This is a genomic window from Pseudomonas sp. 10S5 (assembly GCF_035019745.1).
GTDB lineage: Bacteria > Pseudomonadota > Gammaproteobacteria > Pseudomonadales > Pseudomonadaceae > Aquipseudomonas.
In genome coordinates, this window is record NZ_JASJVL010000009.1 from 131,177 (window position 1) to 152,234 (window position 21,058).

14 protein-coding genes and 1 pseudogene are annotated in these 21,058 nt (G+C 54.9%); 9 read left to right on the forward strand and 6 right to left on the reverse strand.

Going from position 1 to position 21,058, the window contains the following annotated elements:
* Nucleotides 1-56: 56 nt before the first annotated feature.
* Nucleotides 57-3,182, reverse strand: coding sequence for a transglycosylase domain-containing protein (locus tag QN378_RS12030; RefSeq protein WP_323549556.1), 3,126 nt, complete (start codon nt 3,180-3,182; stop codon nt 57-59).
* 419 nt (nt 3,183-3,601) lie between these two features.
* Here QN378_RS12030 and QN378_RS12035 point away from each other — a divergent pair, with 419 nt between their 5' ends.
* From QN378_RS12035 to QN378_RS12050, 4 genes are all read left to right on the forward strand, one after another.
* Nucleotides 3,602-5,023 (forward strand): amino acid permease, encoded by a 1,422-nt coding sequence (locus tag QN378_RS12035; RefSeq protein WP_322205192.1) that lies wholly within the window; start codon nt 3,602-3,604, stop codon nt 5,021-5,023.
* A 363-nt stretch (nt 5,024-5,386) separates the two neighbouring features.
* On the forward strand, nt 5,387-5,761 hold the full coding sequence (locus tag QN378_RS12040; protein WP_323549558.1) for a GtrA family protein: 375 nt from the start codon (nt 5,387-5,389) through the stop codon (nt 5,759-5,761).
* Entirely contained in the window at nt 5,758-6,696 is a 939-nt protein-coding gene (locus QN378_RS12045) for a glycosyltransferase family 2 protein (protein ID WP_323549559.1), read from the forward strand. Before QN378_RS12040 ends, QN378_RS12045 begins: the two co-directional genes overlap by 4 nt.
* A gap of 30 nt (nt 6,697-6,726) precedes the next feature.
* Entirely contained in the window at nt 6,727-8,274 is a 1,548-nt protein-coding gene (locus QN378_RS12050) for a glycosyltransferase family 39 protein (protein WP_322205190.1), read from the forward strand.
* A gap of 140 nt (nt 8,275-8,414) precedes the next feature.
* Here the strand turns inward: QN378_RS12050 and QN378_RS12055 are convergent, their stop codons facing one another.
* Nucleotides 8,415-10,025 carry an FMN-binding glutamate synthase family protein gene (locus tag QN378_RS12055; protein WP_323549561.1) on the reverse strand — a complete coding sequence of 537 codons (1,611 nt, stop codon included), beginning with the start codon at nt 10,023-10,025 and terminating at the stop codon, nt 8,415-8,417.
* A gap of 110 nt (nt 10,026-10,135) precedes the next feature.
* Nucleotides 10,136-10,945: a helix-turn-helix transcriptional regulator gene (locus tag QN378_RS12060; RefSeq protein WP_322205188.1), complete on the reverse strand. Its 810-nt coding sequence runs from the start codon at nt 10,943-10,945 to the stop codon at nt 10,136-10,138.
* Nucleotides 10,946-11,080: 135 nt separating this feature from the next.
* Here QN378_RS12060 and QN378_RS12065 point away from each other — a divergent pair, with 135 nt between their 5' ends.
* Together QN378_RS12065 and QN378_RS12070 are read left to right on the forward strand one after the other, a co-directional pair.
* Nucleotides 11,081-11,896, forward strand: a complete 816-nt coding sequence (locus QN378_RS12065; RefSeq protein ID WP_322205187.1) for a carbon-nitrogen hydrolase family protein — start codon at nt 11,081-11,083, stop codon at nt 11,894-11,896.
* A gap of 123 nt (nt 11,897-12,019) precedes the next feature.
* Nucleotides 12,020-13,342, forward strand: a complete 1,323-nt coding sequence (locus QN378_RS12070; RefSeq protein WP_322205186.1) for an APC family permease — start codon at nt 12,020-12,022, stop codon at nt 13,340-13,342.
* A 277-nt stretch (nt 13,343-13,619) separates the two neighbouring features.
* Here QN378_RS12070 and metR read toward each other — a convergent pair whose 3' ends face one another.
* Nucleotides 13,620-14,537 (reverse strand): transcriptional regulator MetR, encoded by a 918-nt coding sequence (metR, locus tag QN378_RS12075; protein WP_323549563.1) that lies wholly within the window; start codon nt 14,535-14,537, stop codon nt 13,620-13,622.
* A 105-nt stretch (nt 14,538-14,642) separates the two neighbouring features.
* On the opposite strand from metR, the pseudogene QN378_RS12080 reads away from it, so the two are divergent.
* The 3 genes and pseudogenes from QN378_RS12080 to QN378_RS12090 form a co-directional block, all read left to right on the forward strand.
* Nucleotides 14,643-15,830, forward strand: a pseudogene (locus QN378_RS12080) (5-methyltetrahydropteroyltriglutamate--homocysteine S-methyltransferase); the annotation flags it as partial.
* 224 nt (nt 15,831-16,054) lie between these two features.
* The gene (locus QN378_RS12085; protein WP_322205184.1) at nt 16,055-17,047 is read left to right on the forward strand and encodes an alpha/beta hydrolase; all 993 of its coding nucleotides are present in this window, start codon (nt 16,055-16,057) and stop codon (nt 17,045-17,047) included.
* 71 nt (nt 17,048-17,118) lie between these two features.
* Nucleotides 17,119-17,775: a DsbA family oxidoreductase gene (locus QN378_RS12090; RefSeq protein WP_322205183.1), complete on the forward strand. Its 657-nt coding sequence runs from the start codon at nt 17,119-17,121 to the stop codon at nt 17,773-17,775.
* Between the two features lie 26 nt (nt 17,776-17,801).
* Here the strand turns inward: QN378_RS12090 and QN378_RS12095 are convergent, their stop codons facing one another.
* Nucleotides 17,802-19,199 (reverse strand): sigma-54 dependent transcriptional regulator, encoded by a 1,398-nt coding sequence (locus QN378_RS12095; RefSeq protein WP_322205182.1) that lies wholly within the window; start codon nt 19,197-19,199, stop codon nt 17,802-17,804.
* On the reverse strand, nt 19,196-20,947 hold the full coding sequence (locus tag QN378_RS12100) for a sensor histidine kinase (RefSeq protein ID WP_322205181.1): 1,752 nt from the start codon (nt 20,945-20,947) through the stop codon (nt 19,196-19,198). Before QN378_RS12100 ends, QN378_RS12095 begins: the two co-directional genes overlap by 4 nt.
* Nucleotides 20,948-21,058 lie beyond the last annotated feature (111 nt).

Sequence of the window (21,058 nt, forward strand, 5' to 3'; positions counted from 1 at the left end):
GATGTAACTTAAGATATATCTTAAGAATTTTGCAAGAGGCAGAGACGAAATGGTTTTTATCGGGCGCTGGTTTGCAAAGGAGGGCTTGGCACTTGGCATTCGGTGCGGGTGCCGGGCGTCAGGTAAGGATTAAGAATCGGTGCCATACCCTTAAGCACCTGGACCGGCAGCGCGGAGGTGAATTTAAAGGCCTCCGCAGCTCGCCCCGGGACGAATGCGGTCAAAGTGCCGAAGTGGTTGTCGCCGATATAAAACACGAAGGTGGCGGTGCGGTTGATGGACTTCGAGCCCAAGATTCTACCGCGTGCGCCGATGCTTTCGAGTCGGTTATCGCCGGTGCCGGTTTTGCCGCCCATGGCTAGCGTGCTGCCGTCCGCGAGTTTGAAACTCCCTTGCACACGCTTCGCGGTTCCAGCGTCCACCACTTGCGACAGCGCTTCACGCATGGCCGTCGCCACTTCCGATGGCAGCACACGTTTACCTAGATCGGGATTGCTGATCAGTTGCGTTTCGTAAGGCGTTCCAGCAGCAAAGTGCAGGCTGTCAACGCGTAACACCGGCAGGCGCACGCCGTCGTTTTGAATGATCCCGATCAGTTCAGCCAAAGCTGCCGGGCGGTCGCCAGAGCTGCCAATGGCCGTCGCCAAAGATGGCACCAGGTGGTCGAATGGATACCCTACGCGCTGCCAGCGTTTGTGAATGTCGGTAAAGGCTTCGATCTCCAACATGGTCCTAATCCGGCTATCACGCGCGCTCTTGTGACGACTTTTAAATAGCCAGCTGTAAACCTCCTGACGCTCCATTTCGCTGGCAGCCACCACCTCTTTGAACTGCGCATCTGGATGTTTCAACAAGTAGCCCACTAACCATAGGTCCAGTGGGTGGACTTTGGCGATAAAACCCTGATCCGGCAGGTCATAAGCGCCGGGCCCGTAGCTTTTATACAGCGCGTCCAGGCGCGTATCGGTCAATTTGTCGATGGGGACTTTGCTCTCGGCCAAGTGCGCGCGGACGAAAGCGTTGAAGGTGTCCTGATGGGCTTCCGGTAACAGATAGCGATGTACCGCAGCCATTCGAATAGCGGTGGGATGAATGCTGTCCAGGAACGTTTCTAGACGCTCTTGAGTCGACTTGTTCTTGTAGCGTTTCCAGAAGCGCAGCAGGTACACCGTGCCTTCGCGGTCAGCGAATTGACTGAGGTATTCCTGGCGATGAGGATCGTCATCATCTTTAAGCAATTGCGCGCTGCTGTTAGGTGATTGATAGATGCTGTAACGCACCAGATCACGCATCAAACGAATGAACGGCAAGTTGATCGACTCGCGCAGTGCATCGCGCAAACTCGGGCTGCGGCCGTTATCTTCGTTACGGAAGTTATGGAAATGATGCATGCCGCCGCCAGTGAAAAAACCTTCGTTGGGACTGGCCGAATATTGCCGATCCAGCGCGGCTGAAAGCATTTTCGACAGGTCTTGGTCCTTGTTCTGTTTCAAGTAGTCGACAGACCAACGGGTCAGTCGATCAGGTTCCTCCACCGGGACTTTGTTCAATGCCGAAAGGCTTTGTCCGGCGTAGCGTTCGTGCAACTCGGAGATGATTTCCAAGTAAGTGGTGAGCACACGCATCTTGGCCGTAGAACCCAGTTCCAGCTTGCTGCCCTCGTTGATGTCGAACGGCTGGTCGGTGCTGTCGGTCTGCACCCGGACCCTTGAGCCGTCTGGGTCGCGCTCGAACAAGGTGAAGCTATAACGAACCTGCGCGGTGTTGGTCGGGGTCAGCAGGTGGTCGCCGATCAAACCTAGCGTTGCCGCCAACGCAGGGTCCGCCAAGTCTTGAAGGTACTGACTGACGCGGGTTTGCAGGCTGTTTTGCAACGTGCTGGTCGCCGCCAGGTCGAGTCGGTCGAGGTCGTACAGTGGGCGGTTTAGCAACGTCGACAATCGGCTACGGGCGACGCTGATGCCTTTGTCGGTTTCGATGAGCTGGATCGTCGGTTGCTGCGTCCAATCGCGGTAAGTCACCACGCTGTCCAATGCGGCCCCTGCCAGCGCTTGATCAATCACGCCATTGCGCGCCAGCAGGCGAATGTGGCTGTCGGTCAACTGGGCCAACTCCTCGCGGCCGCGGGACAGGTAATGCGACGGTCGGCGTTGCGCAATGACCAGCGACAACACTTGGCGCAAAGCGAGACCGCGCCTGGCAAGGTTTTTCGTATCCTGCGTGGTGGCACGTAGTTGCTGATTTATTTCATCAAAATCAGCCCCGTACCACACGCGTAAACCTTCAGCCAAGCCATGCACCTCACCATGCCCGGGCACCGCAGACAACGGCACGCTGTTGAGATAATCCCGGACTACCCGTTGCCGGGCATCCATCGTTTGCGTGCCGGCTTGATAGGCGCGGACACTCGCGGAAATCATTTGTCGAAGTTTCTCAGCGCCCGACTGGGTCAGGCCATCGGGGGAATGACGGTACTTTTCTAGCTGCGTGGCCAAGGTGCTGCCGCCTGCAGATTGGCCGCCCAAGGCGAACAGCTTGGCCACCTGCGAGGCCGCTGCTTTGGCAAATCGTGGCCAATCGACAGCGGGATTTGCCTGCGGTTGGTTTGGGTCAAGCAAGTCCCGGTTCTCGATAAACAACAAGCTGTTCACCACCAACGGCGGGATGCTCGAGAAATCAGGGTAAAGCTGCTGCGGATACACAAACTGATAGAGCGGCGATCCTTGGCAATCGGTAATCGATAAACCGGCCTGAATCTTCTCCTGATAGGGCGCGAAAAAGCCGCGCTGACTGTAGCCCAGAAGGTCGGATGAGAAGCGTACTTGCTGGGTGATCAGGTAGTCGCGCTTGAGCAGGCGCGGCAGAAACTCCCCCATCGCGGAATAACCCAGGCGTTTGTCGAAAGGGCCATCTCCAGGATAGGCGATAGCGTTGCTCGGACCTTTTTGCATGGAGTAGCCGAGTTCGCTGCCGAAACGGCTGAACTCTCGTGCTTGCAGCCTGGAGCTGTGGATTTCTGAAGAAACCGCGATACCCAGCGCGACCAAGCCAACCAGCAATAGCAGCCAAAACAGACGCCATCCGTACCGTTTAACACGAGGACGTTTTGGCAATGAAGCGTCATCAAGACTATCAGCGGCGACTGGAGTCTTCTTCGAATCGGAATGCCACAAAGCGCCCATATCGATTGGCCCGGTTAATCATGTTAATCGCACCTCATACAAGCGTAGACGCTGGCTGCCGCCGCCGAAAAATTTGTAGCGGCCGACTCTTGTAAAAACGTTTGATATCAATACGCTATTAGCGGTTTTGCACAAGGCAATGTGAGGAAAGCGGTGAATTTAAGCGTCCAAAACCAAGGCGCTGATATATCTGCCTGCTAAACCTGTCTACGTCATGAGTTATCGCTGAATAGAAATGTTTTTACAGTTAAAACAACTGGCTTCAGATTTTTATACTGCGCACCCAATGTCGTGAGTGTTAACCGCACCTGAATCGGCGTTGTTGTTGGTCGGGGCGTTCAGATGCATTGGTCGGGTTTGCCCGGCCATGCTTGAGCTGTTGACTGACTACATCCAATAACAATACGAGGTTGTAATTTATGCCAGTCGGCAAGCACGCTTTGCAGGCAGAAACTGTCCAGGACGGTCCGCTTAAACGAGACTTGGGTGAGCGGCATATCCGCCTTATGGCGTTAGGTGCCTGTATTGGGGTCGGGCTGTTTCTGGGGTCTGCCAAGGCGATTCAAATGGCGGGACCGGCGATCATGCTGTCCTACATTATTGGTGGTTTAGCAATTCTAGTGATCATGCGCGCCCTGGGCGAAATGGCCGTACACAATCCGGTCGCCGGTTCGTTCAGCCGTTACGCGCAAGATTACTTGGGTCCGCTGGCAGGCTTTCTCACGGGGTGGAACTACTGGTTTCTGTGGCTGGTGACCTGCATCGCGGAAATTACCGCCGTCGCTGTTTACATGGGCGTGTGGTTTCCCGACACGCCACGCTGGATCTGGGCGCTGGCCGCCTTGATGAGCATGGGCACCGTCAACTTGATCGCCGTCAAAGCCTTCGGGGAGTTTGAGTTCTGGTTCGCCCTGATCAAGATCGTCACTATTATTGCCATGGTCGTTGGCGGCATCGGCGTGATCGCGTTTGGCTTCGGCAATAATGGCGTTGCGCTGGGCATCTCCAACCTTTGGAGCCACGGTGGCTTCATGCCTCACGGCGTGCAGGGCATTTTTATGTCTCTGCAGATGGTCATGTTCGCTTACCTGGGCGTCGAAATGATTGGCCTCACCGCTGGCGAAGCCAAGAACCCCCAGAAAACTATTCCTAGCGCCATCGGCTCGGTGTTCTGGCGGATTTTGCTGTTCTACGTCGGTGCACTGTTCGTGATCTTGTCGATTTATCCGTGGAGCGATATCGGTACCCAAGGCAGTCCGTTCGTGATGACGTTCGAACGGCTAGGCATCAAGACTGCAGCAGGGATCATCAATTTCGTGGTGGTGACCGCCGCCTTGTCATCTTGCAATGGCGGGATTTTCAGCACTGGGCGCATGCTTTATAGCCTTGCGCAAAATGGCCAGGCCCCCCGTGGTTTTGCCCACACGGCCCCCAACGGCGTACCCCGGCGTGCGCTGCTGCTGTCGATTTTTGCGCTGCTGATCGGCGTGTTCCTAAATTACTTGGCACCAGAAAAAGTCTTCGTCTGGGTCACCGCCATCGCTACCTTTGGCGCCATCTGGACTTGGGCCATGATTCTGCTGGCGCAAATCAAATTCCGTCGCAGCCTGAGCAAAACCGAAGTCAGTCAGCTGAAATTTCGCATGTGGCTATGGCCACTTAGCTCCTACTTGGCGCTAGCGTTTCTGTTGTTTGTTGTGGGGTTGATGGCGTACTTCGAAGAAACCCGCATTGCCCTCTATTTCGGCCCCGCATTCCTCGTGGTGCTGACGGTGTTGTTCTACGTGTTCAAGCTGGCGCCGAAAGTTCCAGTGGCGGGTGCGGTGGGGGCTGCAGTTTAGGGCTTGATTGAAATAAGAGGCGACGTGATGCATCAGAAAAGCTGCGTCGCTTCATTCGCTAACCCTATAGGGGGCCGTCCCGTCTTCGGCCCGCGCTGTCGCGATGCAAGCACAGTGGCCCAATGCTGCGAGCTTGGTATTTGGCAGCGCGCTGGTTGCGCTTGATGGCTAACTGGACGCAAAAAAGGGTATTGGAGAATGTCCCACGGGCTGTTGGTCGGATGAATAGGAACTGGGCCAACAGTTTTCGATACTACTGCTTAGTAGGGTCTAACATTTCGCTCTGACAGATAATGAATTAACAAGATGTTCAAGTTAGCTGTTTTGGAATAGGCCCTCTTGGCCTGAAGTTGCGGGTCGAACATGAAACTACAAGAAAAACAGTTCGCGAGCTACGTAGTCATAGGGCTGATCAACACGCTAATTCATGGCGTTGTGTTTCTGACATTCCACGTAGGCATGGGCGTCAGTCAGGCATACAGCAACCTGTGTGGTTTTGCTGTCGCTGTGTCATTTTCGTTCTATGCCAACGCCCAATACACCTTCAACGCCCAGAAAACGTGGTCACGCTATCTGAGATTCGTCGCCTTCATGGGGCTGCTAAGCTTAGGTGTCGGTTATGTCGGCGACCTTTATCTGTTCCCTCCATTAGCTACCTGGATGCTGTTCTCGGCAATTAGCCTTGTGTGCGGCTTCCTCTATTCCAAGCGCGTTATCTTTCGAGAGAGCAGCCCTTGAAGATTTCATTGATCGTCCCGGTGTTCAACGAAGAGCAAGCGATTGCGCTGTTCTATCAAACGGTCCGGCAGGAGCCTCTTTTAGCTGGCTATACCGTTGAAATTGTTTTTGTGAATGATGGGAGCTCAGACCTCACAGGCGAGTTTGCTCAGGCGTTGGCGATGGCAGATGACAATGTTCTGTTGGTAGATTTTTCCCGTAATTTTGGCAAAGAGGCAGCACTATTTGCCGGTCTTGAATACGCCACTGGGGCGGCGATGATTCCCATGGACGTCGACCTTCAGGATCCGGTCAACGTGCTGCCGTTACTGATTCGAGAATGGGAAAACGGCGCCGATGTGGTGTTGGCGAAACGACACGATCGCTCTTCGGACAGCTACCTCAAACGCCACGCCGCTTCAATGTTTTATCAGGTACTTAACGTCATCGCCAGCACTAAGATCGAAGAAAACGTCGGTGACTTTCGCCTGATGGATCGCAAGGTGGTTGATGTTGTAAGAACGTTGCCGGAGCAACAGCTGTTCATGAAAGGCGTGCTGTCCTGGGCCGGATTCAAGACCGTTATTATTGAATACGACCGCGCCGCGCGAGCCACGGGCAGCACTAAGTTTAATGGCTGGAAGTTATGGAACCTGGCGTTGGATGGCATCACTTCGTTCAGCACCGTTCCCTTAAGAGTCTGGACCTATGTCGGTGGCGCCGTTTCGGTATTCTCGCTGTTATATGCCGCCTACCGAGTGCTGGATAAAATCGTTTTCGGTAATGACGTTCCAGGCTATACGTCGTTGATGACCGCGATTCTGTTATTGGGCGGCGTGCAATTAATCGGTATTGGCATCTTGGGGGAATACATCGGTCGGATTTACATGGAAGCCAAACACCGGCCAAGGTATGTGGTGAAGAATGTTGTGCGCCATCATGATGACCCCCACTAGTTTACTTGTCAGCCGCCGCTAGAGGGCTTGATGGAGCTACTTCTTCCACACAAGGCATTCAATACGCGACGCGTTACGGTGTTCGTCCGGGAGCATGGGTTGCTGCCCATATTGATGCTTGCCTTGCTGGCACGGCTCTACAATCTCACGTCGCCGACGGTGTGGTACGACGAGGCGTTTAGCGCATTAATCAGTGCTTATTCCCCGACGCTTATTTGGCATTACAGCGGACAAGATGTTCATCCGCCGCTTTACTACCTGCTGTTGCATGGTTGGATCGTGGCCTTTGGAAATGGGGTCTTTGCGATTCGAGCGATGAGCGTACTGGCGGGTGTGGTGTCGGTTGCATTGGCGCACTGGCTGGTCCGCTTGATCGCCACCCAACGAGCCGCCATTTGGGCGGGTCTGCTATTGGCATTGCTGCCAATTGCGGTGCGTTACAGCCAGGAAGTGCGAATGTACGCACTGATGGGTGTTTGGTTAATGGGCGCAACGATTGCCTTGGTTTACTGGGTTCAGAACCCGTTGCGGCAGCGGTATTCAGTGATCTACGTGGTACTGATGACTGCCGCGTTTTATACCCATTATTTTGCCGCGTTGTGTGTGTTGTCCCATTGGTTGTATGTGTCGGTAGGCTCAAAGCAGGGCCGCTTGGTACTGCGTTTGAATTGGTGGGTGGCGAACGCCGCCATCGTAGTCTGCTTCCTGCCATGGATTACGCGGTTGATTGGCCAGCTCTCGCACACGGCGGGCGTCGACTGGATCCCACCGCCTACCCTCAATACGTTGCCCTCGGTGATCTGGCAGTTTCTGACGCTAAACGACGGGCTGGGATTACCGTGGCCGTTGTTCTTAGGGTTGCCGTTGATGGTAGTGGTGGCGACATTAGGGATTGTCATAAAGGAAAACGGGCCGCTTAAGTTTCATTCGCTGATCGCACTTTATACCGTTGCACCGTTGTGTGCGGTGCTTCTGATTTCCTTCAAGCTACCGCTGTTTGCGACGCGCTATTTCGTTTTTTCGGCTCTAGGCTTACCGATCATTTTGGCGATTGCACTCGACCACTTGGCTCAACGTTACCGACGGATTGCGGTGGGGTGTTTGATGGCGCTTGTCGCGCTGGAAGGCGTCGGGCTTTATAACTGTTATACCCAGAACAACAAATTGAATGATTCCATCGGTGTGCTCAATAACCGCCTCGCGACGATGGTCGAGGAGCTAAATCTGCGATTTAGACCGGGAGACCAAGTTGTGGTGTACGGACTGTACTGGTATCTAAGCGTGCTCTATTACAACAAAAACCAGGTCCAGCCCCTGCTGTACACACCGCCGACCTTGGCTGGCCTTGCCGCACGCCCCGGTATGAATGGAGCAGGCACGTTGTTTTACCAACAGCAAAATACCTATTATCTGGACAGACTTTCGGACTTGGACAGTAGGGCGAAGCGAGTCTGGCTGTTGTACGGCAGCGCCGTAAAAGATTATGTGCCTGTTCCCTCGACGTGGCACGCAGTCAGCGTATACACCTTGGGCAATACGCAGTTGCGGCTTTATGCTGTTGGGCGAGACATCAAATGACGTCGCGAATTAAACGCAGACGAAGGAATGATGGATTTAAAAAACCTATCCCTGACGACCGGCGACTAGAGGGCAATCAACCGGTCCCTTAGAGCTACGGCCCGCCACTCTGCCACCAAGCGTACTCGCCGCATGCAGCATTAGATCTCGTTCGGCTCGAAGCTGTCGGCCCGCGCCATCTGCCACATGTTCGAGTAGAAGCTGCCGTCCACTTCGCCGGTGATCAGTTGACCCGCTTTGAGAAACACATGGGACTGAGAGAACAGCTTGATCTCGGTGGCAGACATGCGCCGTACCAGATGTTTGGCTTCCAGTTGGGAAGGGTGATCGAGACCGGCTGCCGCGAGCATTTCGGCAAGCGCGTGCAAGGTGCTGCGGTGAAAGTTGTAGACGCGTTGCGCTTTGTCCGGGACCACCAGCGCCCTTTGGCGCAGCGGGTCTTGGGTCGCGACGCCGGTGGGGCATCGGTTGGTGTGGCAGCTTTGCGACTGGATGCAACCGATGGCAAACATGAAGCCACGGGCTGAGTTGGCCCAATCGGCACCAATGGCCAATATGCTGGCGATGTCGAACGCACTGACGATCTTGCCGCTGGCACCCAATTTGATTTTGTCACGCAAGCCCAGACCGACCAGAGTGTTGTGCACAAACAACAAGCCTTCGCGCAATGGCACGCCAATGTGGTCGGTGAATTCTACTGGCGCCGCGCCAGTGCCACCTTCAGTACCATCAATGACAATGAAGTCCGGGTAGGTTTCAGTTTCCAGCATGGCCTTGGCGATGCCCATGAACTCCCAAGGGTGACCGAGGCAGAACTTGAAACCTACCGGTTTGCCACCCGACAACTCACGCAACTGCGCGACGAATTGCATGAGCTCGATCGGGGTCGAAAACGCGCTATGGCGGGATGGCGAGATACAGTCTTCACCCATCATGATGCCGCGGGTTTCAGCGATTTCCTTGGTGACTTTGCCCTTGGGCAGAATGCCGCCGTGGCCCGGTTTGGCGCCTTGACTCAACTTGATTTCGATCATCCGCACTTGCGGGTCCAGCGCCTGCACTTTGAAACGCTCAGGGTCGAAACGGCCGTCTGAGGTGCGGCAACCAAAGTAGCCACTGCCCAATTCCCACGTTAGATCGCCACCGTTTTCTCGGTGATACGAGCTGATACTGCCTTCCCCGGTGTCATGGGAGAAATTGCCGAGCTTGGCGCCCTGGTTCAACGCGCGAATCGCGTTGGCGCTTAGCGAGCCAAAGCTCATGGCCGAAATATTAAATACTGACGCTGAATAGGGTTGGCTGCAGTGCGGGCCGCCGATAATCACACGGAAGGCGGTTGGATCGCTCAATGGCGCCGGGCGCATGGAGTGGCTGATGAATTCAAATCCGGTCTGGTAGACGTCGATCAGCGTACCGAAGGGTTTTTCCGCCGACTCGTTTTTGGCTCGGGAATACACCAATGAGCGCTGAGAGCGGGAGAAGGGCAGGGCGTCGCTGTCGGATTCCAGCAAATACTGGCGAATCTCCGGGCGAATACGTTCAACCAGGTAGCGAATATTGCCCAGCACCGGGTAATTACGCCGTACGGCGTGGGGCGTTTGAATCAGGTCGCCGATGCCGATCAAACTGAGCAAACCGGTGACTAGGGTGAAGGGCCAAAGCCACTCGTGTTGCAAGAATGGAAGACTGATGAGGGTAAATAGCACGCAAAGTACAAAAAACGCATAACGGCTGAGTAGGGACAAGCTCATACGGAATCCTGGGGCTCAATGACGGTTAATGAGGCGAACACTGGCGCTGTTTCGCGCCTAGTAATTGGTGGTCGCATGCCTGTATTGGTAGGCTGCAACCGTCCCTCGGTTCAGGCACTTTGCGCCTGAAGAAAAATCGAAAACAGCTCGGACTGAGACTTGATGCCCAGCTTGCTGTACATGTGTTTTTTGTGCACCCGGACGGTCTCTACGGAGATTTCCAACTTGCGGGCGATCTCTTTGCCGGAGCAGCCGCTGAGCATCAATCGACCAACATCCAATTCTCGTGCGGTCAGTTGGGCACCTCTGCTCTGCTGCACCGAGGCTTCAAGTTGACTGCGCCAATCATTACCGGTTGGCGACGGTTGGGCCGGCACCTCGGCCCTTGGCTCCTGCAATTCGAACGGCATGCGCTGTCGAAGTAGCGCCACCACCCACGGCTGAATCAGTGACAACAACGCAATCTGTTCTGTGGTGAACCTTTGGGTCGAACCCAAGGACAAGCACACGGTATGTTCGGCACCCAGCGGACAATTGAACTGAATTTCGTCCGCCACTACGTTCAAGCGAAAGTAGCGTTGATAATACTCGGTCAGCTCAAAGTGTTCCGGGGCGACCTCAGCCAAGCGGAACAGTCCGGTATGGGAGTGTTCGCGACTGGCGATGTAGAACGGGTCAAGCAGGTACAGACCTTTGAGGTAATCCTGAAACAACTGATCGGGCGTGCCGTCTTCAGCGGGAGACTCGGCAAACACCAACGGCCGCTGCTGAGAACTGAATTGCAGCGCGACCCAACTATCGAAACTCACGTACTGATTCAGCAGGCGCACCAATTGTGCCCAGAAATTCGGCTTGTCCAAGGCTTCGATCAATTGCGCGACCGAGCGATGCCACGCGATGTCCTGCAGTGCGATTGTCATACTCCTACCCCTATTGGGTTACCACAGCTGCGTAATTCCCTGCACTCGTTGCTGATGCGCATACTGCCCGCACAGCCGACGACCATCCAGCACTTATTGTGCCGGGTCGGCCTCGACATCGAATAAGGAGAACCCATGAAGGTCGAACTTGCCCAACTGGCAGGCCAGGATAACGGCACCGCGTACAACCTGCAGCGTGCGTTGGCGGCCATTGCCGCGTGCGCCAGTGACACCCAGCTGATTGTTTTCCCGGAAACCCACCTGATGGGCTTTCCTTCGGCGCATACGGTAGCCGAGGTGGCTGAACCGCTGGACGGCCCCACCGTGCAAGCAGTGCAGCTGGCGGCCAAAGCGCATGATATTGCCGTCGTCATCGGCGTTGCCGAGAACGACAACGGTCGGTACTACAACACCACGTTGTTAATCACCCGATACGGCATTGCCCTGCGCTATCGCAAAACTCACTTGTGGGCTTCTGACCGTGGAGTGTTCAGCCCTGGCGACCGCTTTGCTACCTGTGAGTGGAACGGCCTACGCGTCGGCCTGTTGATTTGCTACGACATCGAATTCCCGGAAACCGCCCGCGCGGTTGCGCTCTTGGGAGCGGACCTGATCATTGTCACCAACGGCAACATGGACCCTTACGGCCCGACGCATCACACCGCGATCATGGCTCGCGCTCAAGAAAACCAGGCGTTCGCGCTGATGGTTAACCGGGTGGGCGAGGGCGATGGGGGTCTGCGATTCGCGGGGGGCAGCGCCGTGGTCGATCCGTTTGGCACGTTGTTGCACGAAGCAGGGCGCGAAGAGTGCCAGTTCAGCGTCGAGCTGGATCTGGCCCAACTGACCGCGGCCCGCAGTGATTACCGCTATTTGACTGACCTGCGCCTGCATTTGCCAGGCGAAGTGATTGAGCACGCTGACGGTCGGCGTGAGCTGTTGATTGCTTGATATAGACCTGGAACGGCGAGGTTTTCTGAGCGCTGGTTACACCGATTTTTATAACAAAAAACGATTGTGTTTTTTCCGAACTTTTCTCCTGCCATAAAACTAATAATCCCGGAGTAATCGCTCATGGCTCGTTTGCAACGTACCCTTTCACTAGGGTCGGTGGTGCTGTTTGGCATCGCTTATATGACACCGATTATCGTGCTTGGCACGTTTGGTATTCTCGCCCAGTCTACCAATGGCATGGTGCCAGCAGCTTACCTGGCGGCACTGGTTGCGATGATCTTCACCGCACTAAGTTATGGACGCATGGCCGCGGCCTACCCGGTTGCGGGCTCGGCTTATAGCTATGTGCGCAAGGCCATCAGCCCGAAACTTGGCTTCATTGCCGGTTGGGCGGTATTGCTTGATTACCTGTTCCTGCCTATGGCCATTTGGCTGATCGGCGCGGCGTACCTGGGCTCGGCTTTTCCTGCGATCCCTCAGCCAGTTTGGGTATTGGCGTTTATCGTGATCACCACCCTGATCAACATCGTCGGCCTGAAACTGGCCAACACCATTAACGCCGCGCTGATGCTGGTGCAGTTTCTGGTGCTGATCGCTTTTGTTGCGCTGAGTATTCACTACATTGGTGGCGATGCCAGCAAGCCGTTGTGGACCCTCTCGCCGTTCTTCAGTGGCGATATGCAGATGCCGCTGATCATGAGTGGCGCGGCGATTGCCTGCTATTCATTCCTCGGCTTTGATGCGGTCAGCACCTTGACCGAAGAAACCAAAGACCCGGTGCGTACCATTCCACGGGCAATCATGTTGATTACGCTGATTGGCGGCGTGATCTTCGTCGGCGTGTCTTATTTCGTGCAGTTGGCGCATCCGTCGTTCGTGTTTGATAACGCTGATTCTGCCGCGTATGAAATTGCCAAAAACATTGGCGGCGACTTGTTTGTCTCGATCTTCCTGATTGGTTTGATCGTGGGCCAGTTTGCCTCGGGTCTGGCGGCACAGGCCAGCGGTTCACGGTTGCTGTACGCCATGGGTCGTGATGGGGTGTTGTCGAATTCATTCTTCGGCCGTTTGAGTGAGCGCTTCGGTACCCCGATTAACAGCATTCTGCTCTGCGGTGTCGTAGCGTTGCTGGCATTGAAACTGGACGTCACCACGTCCACCTCGTTCATCAACTTCGGCGCGTTTCTGGCGTTCAGTCTGGTGAACTTGTCGGTGATCTTTCACTACTGGATCGGCGGCAAACAACGCGGACTTCGTGAGCTGGTGCTGTTCCTGGTGTTTCCGCTGATTGGCTTGGTTGCAGACCTGTGGCTGATGATCAGCCTCGACAAACTGGCAATCATTCTCGGCCTGAGCTGGTTGGCAGTAGGCTTGGTTTACCTGGCATGGCTGACCGGCGGCTTCCGTCGCCAACCACCTGAGATGGATTTTCAGGAAAGCTGATCAGTCCTCTGGCTCCTATCAAAACTACGGTGGGAGCTCTTACCAAACAACGCATAACCGCTTGAATGGTAGATATTGAAATGGTAAGAGCGGGCTTGCTCGACGGAGCGCGAAGCGGTCCCAACAGGCCGACTCGGTTCCAACTGCAAAACTGAGTTGCTGATTTTACGACTGCTTCGCAGCCGATCGCGAGCAAACCCGCCCTTATTGACTGGTGTTTGCTGCGCAACAGCGCGGCGTCGGAGACGGGGCGGCTCTCCCAAAGGGAGTCTGCCTTCTACCTAACCGCACTTACCCCATTGAGCGTCGAAAAAGACGTGTCTTTCGCGGTCAGCAGAAAATCGCGCATGTACGGCGCATCGAGCATGTCGGCGCGGATGCCTGCGTACAGCGTCGCAAATAAGCCTTTTTCCCCAAGTCGCTTGGCCTTCACGTAGCCGCGCGAGCTGTATTCATGCAGCGCCCAATGGGGCATGCCACAAACCCCGCGTCCGCTGGCAACTAACTGCATCATCATCACGGTCAGTTCCGAGGTGCGCACGTGCGCCGGTTCAACGTCGGCGGGCTCCAGGAATCGGGTGAAAATGTCCAGCCGGTCACGCTCTACCGGGTAGGTAATCAAGGTCTCCTTGAGCAAGTCTTCCGGGACCACGTAAGGCTTGTTAGCCAACAGGTGTTGGTTGGCGACCGCGAGCATGGCTTCGTAGGTGAACAGCGGCACGTAAGTGATGCCCACCAGCTCCAGCGGATCGGACGTCACCACTAAATCCAGGTCGCCACGGGCCAAGGCAGGAAGCGGAGCGAAAGCAAAGCCTGACGCAAGGTCCAGCTCGACCTCTGGCCAGGCATCGCGAAACTGGTCGATGGTCGGCATCAGCCACTGAAAGCAGCTGTGGCATTCGATGGCCATGTGCAGGCGTCCCGCAGTGCCGCCAGCCAGTCGTGCAATATCACGCTCGGCACTGCGCAGTTGCGGCAGCATCGAATCAGCCAATTGTAGGAGACGAAGCCCGGCGCTGGTAAAGCGCACCGGTTTGGTCTTACGCGCAAACAACGACAAGCCGACACGCTCTTCAAGTTCTTTGAACTGATGGGACAAGGCCGATTGTGTCAGGTGCAAGCGCTCGGCGGCTTCCACCAAGCTGTCAGCCTCGCGCAAGGCCTGAAGGGTCTTTAGATGGCGAATTTCTAGCACGAAATGCTCCATGAAATTATTTTGTCATCAACGCGAATACAATGAGTTTGTCTCATGTTGCTTGGGCTGTCGACAATAGCGTCATCTTTTATGGAGGACATTGATATGGCCGTGGCCCATACCCTAGGATTTCCGCGCAATAGTGGTGATCGTGAGTTAAAAAAAGCGTTGGACGCTTTTTGCAAAGGCGATCTCGACGAGGCGGGGCTACGCAAGACCGGCCGCAAGCTGCGTGCTACGCACTGGCAGGTGCAGAGAGACGCTGGTATCGATCTACTACCGGTAGGGGATTTTGCCTGGCACGATCGAGTACTTACCCACTCGCTTACGTTCGGTGTCATTGCGCAACGCTTCGCCTCAACCACTGACTACAGGGGCCTGCCCACCCTTGATACCCTGTTTGCCATGGCCAGTGATGCTAGTGAAGGCAGCTGCGATAATCATGCTCAAAACGAAGCGCAGTACGTCCATGAGTTGACCCAATGGTTCGATACCACTGGCCACTATCTGGTGCCAGAATTTACTGAAGACCAGCGTTTCCAACTGAGCTGGGAACAGCTGTTCGAAGAGGTCGAAGAAGCCAAAACCCTCGGCCATACCGTCAAACCGGTAGTGATTGGCCCACTGACTTACCTGTGGTTGGGCAAAGCCGAAGGTAACAGTTTCGACCGGCTCGATCTGCTGGAGCGGTTACTGCCGGTGTACGGCGAAATTCTCGGTCGTTTGGCGGCGAAGGGCGTGGAATGGGTACAGATTGACGAACCGATTCTGACCCTTGATCTGCCGCAGGAATGGAAAAACGCTTTTGAGCGTGCTTATCACATCCTGCAATTTTCGCCGTTGAAAAAGCTGGTAGCGACATACTCTGGCGGCCTGGAAAGCAACCTCGGGCTAGCGGCCTCGCTTCCGGTTGACGGTCTGCACGTCGACCTGATTAGTGCGCCAGAACAGCTTTCCAATGTGCTCAGTCGTGTGCCGCCCTATAAAGTGCTGTCGCTGAGTGTTGTCAATGGACGCGACGTTTGGCGCTGTGATTTGGATGAAGCATTGAAGCAACTGCAGAAAGCGCAACAGCGGTTTGGCGAAAACCTGTGGGTAGCCAGTTCATGCTCGTTGCTGCACGGCTCGGCGAATCTTCAGCGCGAAGGTCAGGTGGATGCCGAGTTAAAAAGCTGGCTAGCGTTTGCCGTACAAAAGTGCAAGGAAATTGCAGCGCTTAAGGCTGCGTTAAATCATCCGAAAGTGGCCGCCGTGCAGGCGGCCCTGGCTGAAAGTCGCGTCGTCCGTGGCAGTTATCCATAAACCTTAAATCCTAGCTCGATGGTCGCCATTTGGAGCCTGACATGTAGCACTGTTCGCTGTTTGTTGAGTTTTTTGCGTTGCCATTCGCGAGCAGGGCCGGTTGCTAAATCTACCACTCAGCTTCCTTCATCAAATTGTCACGTAACTGTGGCAGCGCGCTTTTGAAAATATCCTCACACTGATCAGCTATTGGGGATTTGTGGCTTGGTGTTTTCATGCGGGTGTTAATTTTTTTGGTCGCGCTGTTGTGCGGCCTGCCGACTTTTGCGGCGTCTCGGTGTGACGTAAACGTCCCTACTCAAATGGCCGACCTTAAAGAGGTTCACTTGGCTTACCAAAGCATCGGGCGCGATTCCGATCCTGCTTTGGTGTTGGTCATGGGCTTGGGTGGCCAGTTGATTCATTGGCCGGATGAGGTAGTGGTTGCGCTCTGCCAACAAGGTTTTCGGGTGATTCGCTACGACAACCGCGATGTAGGCTTATCGACATGGGCGCAAGTGCCTGCCAGCCCGAACCTGACCTTTGAGGTGCTGCGCTACAAACTAGGCCTAACGGTTTCGGCGCCTTATTCATTGACGGACATGGCCAATGACACTTTGGGGTTGATGGACGCGTTGCACGTCCATCAATTCCATGTGCTTGGGGCGAGTATGGGCGGCATGATTGCTCAGCATCTGGCTGATATCGCGCCTGATCGCGTCGAAAGCTTGACCCTGATCATGACGAGTTCCGGCGCCCCCGGCTTACCTATGCCTGCCCCGGCATTGCTGCAATTACTCAGTCGTCGCAGCGCGCCCAGCCGTGAAGTAGCCATCGAACAGCAAGCAGATCTGCTGGCCGCATTAGGCAGTCCGCAGGTGGTGGATGATCGCAAGATGCTGCTGCAACAGGCGGCAGTATCCTACGATCGAGCGTTTAACCCTGACGGCGTAAAGCGGCAGATTCTGGCCATACTAGCGGAGCCAAGTCGCGTCGAACTGCTAGACCGATTGCGAGTGCCGACGCTAGTGGTGCATGGCACCGCCGATCCATTACTGCCAGTGATGCACGGCATCCACGTTGCTGCCCATATCCAAGGTAGCCAGCTGCGCCTGATTCCCGGCTTGGCCCATCGTTTTCAAGAAGCTTTCAAGGCCCCGTTGCTAGGAGCAGTTTTACCCTATTTGAAAGCCCATCGGCTGGATGGCAGCCACATCGCGCAGTTGTAGTTCTGATGAAGGGGCGGCTACGAGGGTGTAAAGTGCTCACTTTGTCACTGCCAAGCGTGAGCGAGGGTTCCATGAGCACTACACTGAAAATCGATTTCGTTTCCGATGTCTCTTGCCCCTGGTGTGTTGTTGGCTTGCGGGCGCTGAATCAGGCATTGGCGGACTTGGGTGATGAGGTCAAGGCCGAGATCCATTTCCAACCGTTCGAGCTTAATCCGAAAATGCCCGCTGAAGGCCAAGACCTTAACGAGCACATCTTTGAGAAATATGGCTCTACGCCAGAACAATCAAAGCAGAATCGCGAAATGATTCGTCAGCGTGGCGCTGAGTTGGGTTTCACGTTTTCCCAAGGCGACCGACGCATCTACAACACCTTCGACGCACACCGTCTGTTGCATTGGGCAGGGTTGGAAGGCAAGCAGCAAGCGCTTAAAGAAGCCTTGTTCACGGCATATTTCACTGACCACGCCGACCCTTCGAATCATCAGGTATTGGCAAATGTGGCTGAGCAGGTTGGGCTAGATCGTCAGCGGGCCGAGTCGATTTTGACTACCGATCAATACAGCGCGCAAGTGCGTGAAATCGAGCAACTATGGATTTCGCGCGGTATTAGCTCAGTGCCAACCATCGTCTTCAATGATCGTTATGCGGTGTCGGGCGGGCAGCCAGTAGAAGCATTTGCCAGCGCTATTGGGCAGGTCATTAGCGAGTCTGTAACGACCGAATAAACCTGCGCGCTCGTACGGCGGCTCATTTATCGAACAATTTTGTCCACATGAATCTCAAGCTTTTTCAGTCGATACCATAAGCTGCGTTCAGATATGCCGATCAGTTGCGCGGCGGCGGCCTGAACGCCATTGGTTTCTTGAAGCGCGGCGAGGATGTAGGATTTTTCAACGTTGGCTAAAGCCGCCTCCAAGTCCTCGGGGATGCCTACACCGTCCGCCGGGAATTGGCTGATGCCGTTGTCGATGGGACGTGAGCCAAACAGGTAGGCTGGCAGATCGCTTTCTTCGATGGTATTGCTGGACGCAACGATAGTGGCGCGTTCAACACAATTCTGTAACTCCCGAATATTGCCAGGCCATGGGTAATTGGCCATGGCCTGCAAAGCTTCGGCGCTAAATCCAGTAATACGTTTGCCTGCGGTTGCGCCTAGCACATGGGCGAAATGTAGCGCCAGCGGAGCGATGTCTTCCGGTCGTTCACGCAAGGCTGGTAGCGGAATCGGGAATACATTCAGACGGTAATAAAGGTCTTCGCGAAATTCTTTATTCGCCACCGCTTCCAGCAAATTCTTGTTGGTGGCGGCAATCACCCGAACATCCACCTTGCGTTCGCGAGAGTCGCCCACTGGCTCAATCACGCGTTCTTGCAATGCGCGCAAAATCTTTGCTTGCAGCGCGAGGGGCATGTCACCCACCTCATCCAAAAATAACGTGCCCTTGTCCGCTTGCATAAAACGCCCGACGCGATCAGCTACGGCGCCAGTAAAAGCTCCTTTGCGATGGCCGAACATTTCGCTTTCGAGCAGGCCTTCGGGTATTGCTGCACAGTTGACCGCAACAAAAGGTTTGCCGACACGGTTGCCGTGCTTGTGAATCGCTCGGGCAACCATCTCTTTACCGGTGCCACTTTCACCGGTCAGCAGAATCGTGGCGTTGCTGTCGCGGACCGAGTCCACCGCTTGCAGTACGAGACGAAAGGCCGGGCTCTCGCCCACTAAACTGTCGATTTGCTGGTGTTGATCCAATTCGGCACGCAGGCGCGCGTTGTCACGCAGGATGTCGCGAAATTGCAGCGCTTTATTGACGGTGATATCCAGTTCGTCGATATCGAACGGTTTACTGATGTAATCAAAAGCCCCGTTACGCATCGACTGCACGGCATTTTTTACCGTGCTGTAGGCGGTCATGACGATAACCGGCAAGTCTGGATAGCGAACTTTGATTTCAGCCAATAACTGCGGGCCGTCCATGCCAGGCATTCGCCAATCGCTGATCACCAGATCGATTGCTTCGCGTTCGAGTACCGCCAGGGCATGCAAGCCATTGCCAGCGGTGAATACTTGAATCTCGCCTTGGCTCAGGGCTGAAGCTAACAAATCGCAGAGCTTAGGCTCATCGTCGACCACCAACACGTTATGACTCATGTCAGGCCTCTGTCATGGGCAGGCAAGTAAAGATTGAATGTTGCACCGGCTCCCACGCTACTGACGCATTCTACTCGACCGTCATGGTTCTCCATGATCGAGTAAACCTTTGCCAAACCCAAACCAGTACCAGATGCCTTGGTGGTGACGAAAGGATTGAAAATGCGTTCAATCATGTCGGGTTCAACGCCTTGACCGCTGTCGGAAATACTGATGATTGTAGTTTCCTGGTCGGAGGAGATATCAATCGTGAGGGTTCCGCCGCCTGGCATGGCATCAATCGCGTTGAGGATCAGATTTAGACATGCTTGAGTCAACTGGCGGGAGTCGGCATAAATCATTGAGTGAGGGTCGTGCTCAATAATTTCAGCGTCGACCTGATGAGTCGACAACTCCGGTGCACAGAACCCTAGCAGATCCTCCATCAGCGGCTTGGCCAGCTGGGTGGAGCGCAATGGAGCGCTAGGTTTGGCGAAATCAAGAAATTCGGTAATCAGGTCGTTGATACGGGTGACTTCCGAAATTACGTATTCCAGGTGGCGCATATCCGTTTCCGGCAACAGCGCGCGACGGTGCAGTAACTGGGTGGCTGTTTTGATTATCCCCAGCGGGTTACGGATTTCATGTGCCAAGCCCATTGCCACTTCGCCCAATGCATGCAGCCGGTCACGACGGCGCAGCTGGGCTTCAAGATGTTGAAGCTCTTTCAGACGTTCCGTCATGTGGTTGAAGGTTGCGCTTAGCTCGGCGATTTCGTCACTGCCTACTACTTCCACCCGCTGCCGGTAATCACCGGCCGTGACCGCTCTAACGCCTTCGGATAATTGGCGCAGAGGCCCGGTCAGGCGCCTGGATATTAACCAGCCGACGCTAAGGGATAGCAGCGACCCCAGTAGCAATATCGCCAAGAACAGGTTGGTCTGGTTGACTAGCCCTACCAGCGACGTATGTCGCAGCAAACCACTGAAAACGATGCCTTGCAGCTCGCCATTGTCATTGAATATAGGCGTATACAGACCGGAGTAGGCGCTGGTGGATTGTTCGCTTGGCTCTTTGGTGTCACGTAGGATCTGTTCGATTCGGCGGGGCACAACGGCCGGGTGATTCATGAAGCGCTGGGTCGAGAAGATCTCGCTGAAACCACCAGCGTCGTTCATGTACAAGCGCAGGTCGAGGGAGTGCACATCGGCCACACTGGTAAGAAAACTGCTGTCTAGATAAGTCCCTATCAGCAACTCATAATCGACGCCGTCCTGAGTGGACTGATAAGTGGAGACCACCACTCCGGTAAATACGCTGCCGTTGTGGATAGTTTGTAGCACTGCGTTGGGGGAGAGGCTGATTTGGTCGATGATATTGTCGGAAACAGTGGAAAACACCACTTTATGATCTTTGATGCGAATCAAGGCGACCACGTCGATGCCCATGGCACTGGCGAGGTCGGAGGTTAATTTGTTGTGCCGAGGTGACGAAGGTGCGGAGGGGCGGGTATTTTGCAGAAACAATTGCGAGACCCTGGCGTTGCCGCGCTGGATTTCGCGGATTTCGTCCTGGACGATCCTGGTTGATTCTTGCAGCCAAACCCGAAAGTTACCCTCGAAAATCTGTGACAGAGTGGTCGCTGCGAGTTCTGCCGCGATCATGGTTGGAATCACGCTGACCAGCCAGAATGCCAATACCAGCTTGCGCTGCCAGCTCCAACGCGACAGGGAAAAAGGTTGCTGGGGAGAGCGGAATTCTTCGGTCATTGGTTATTGATCATCAACGTTCGCTTATCGGAGCAGTCATGCCAGAGTGTGATCGTTGCGAAGAACGGCGAGCGTTGCCAGCGGTTTCCCAATCCTTCAGCGTGCCTGCTA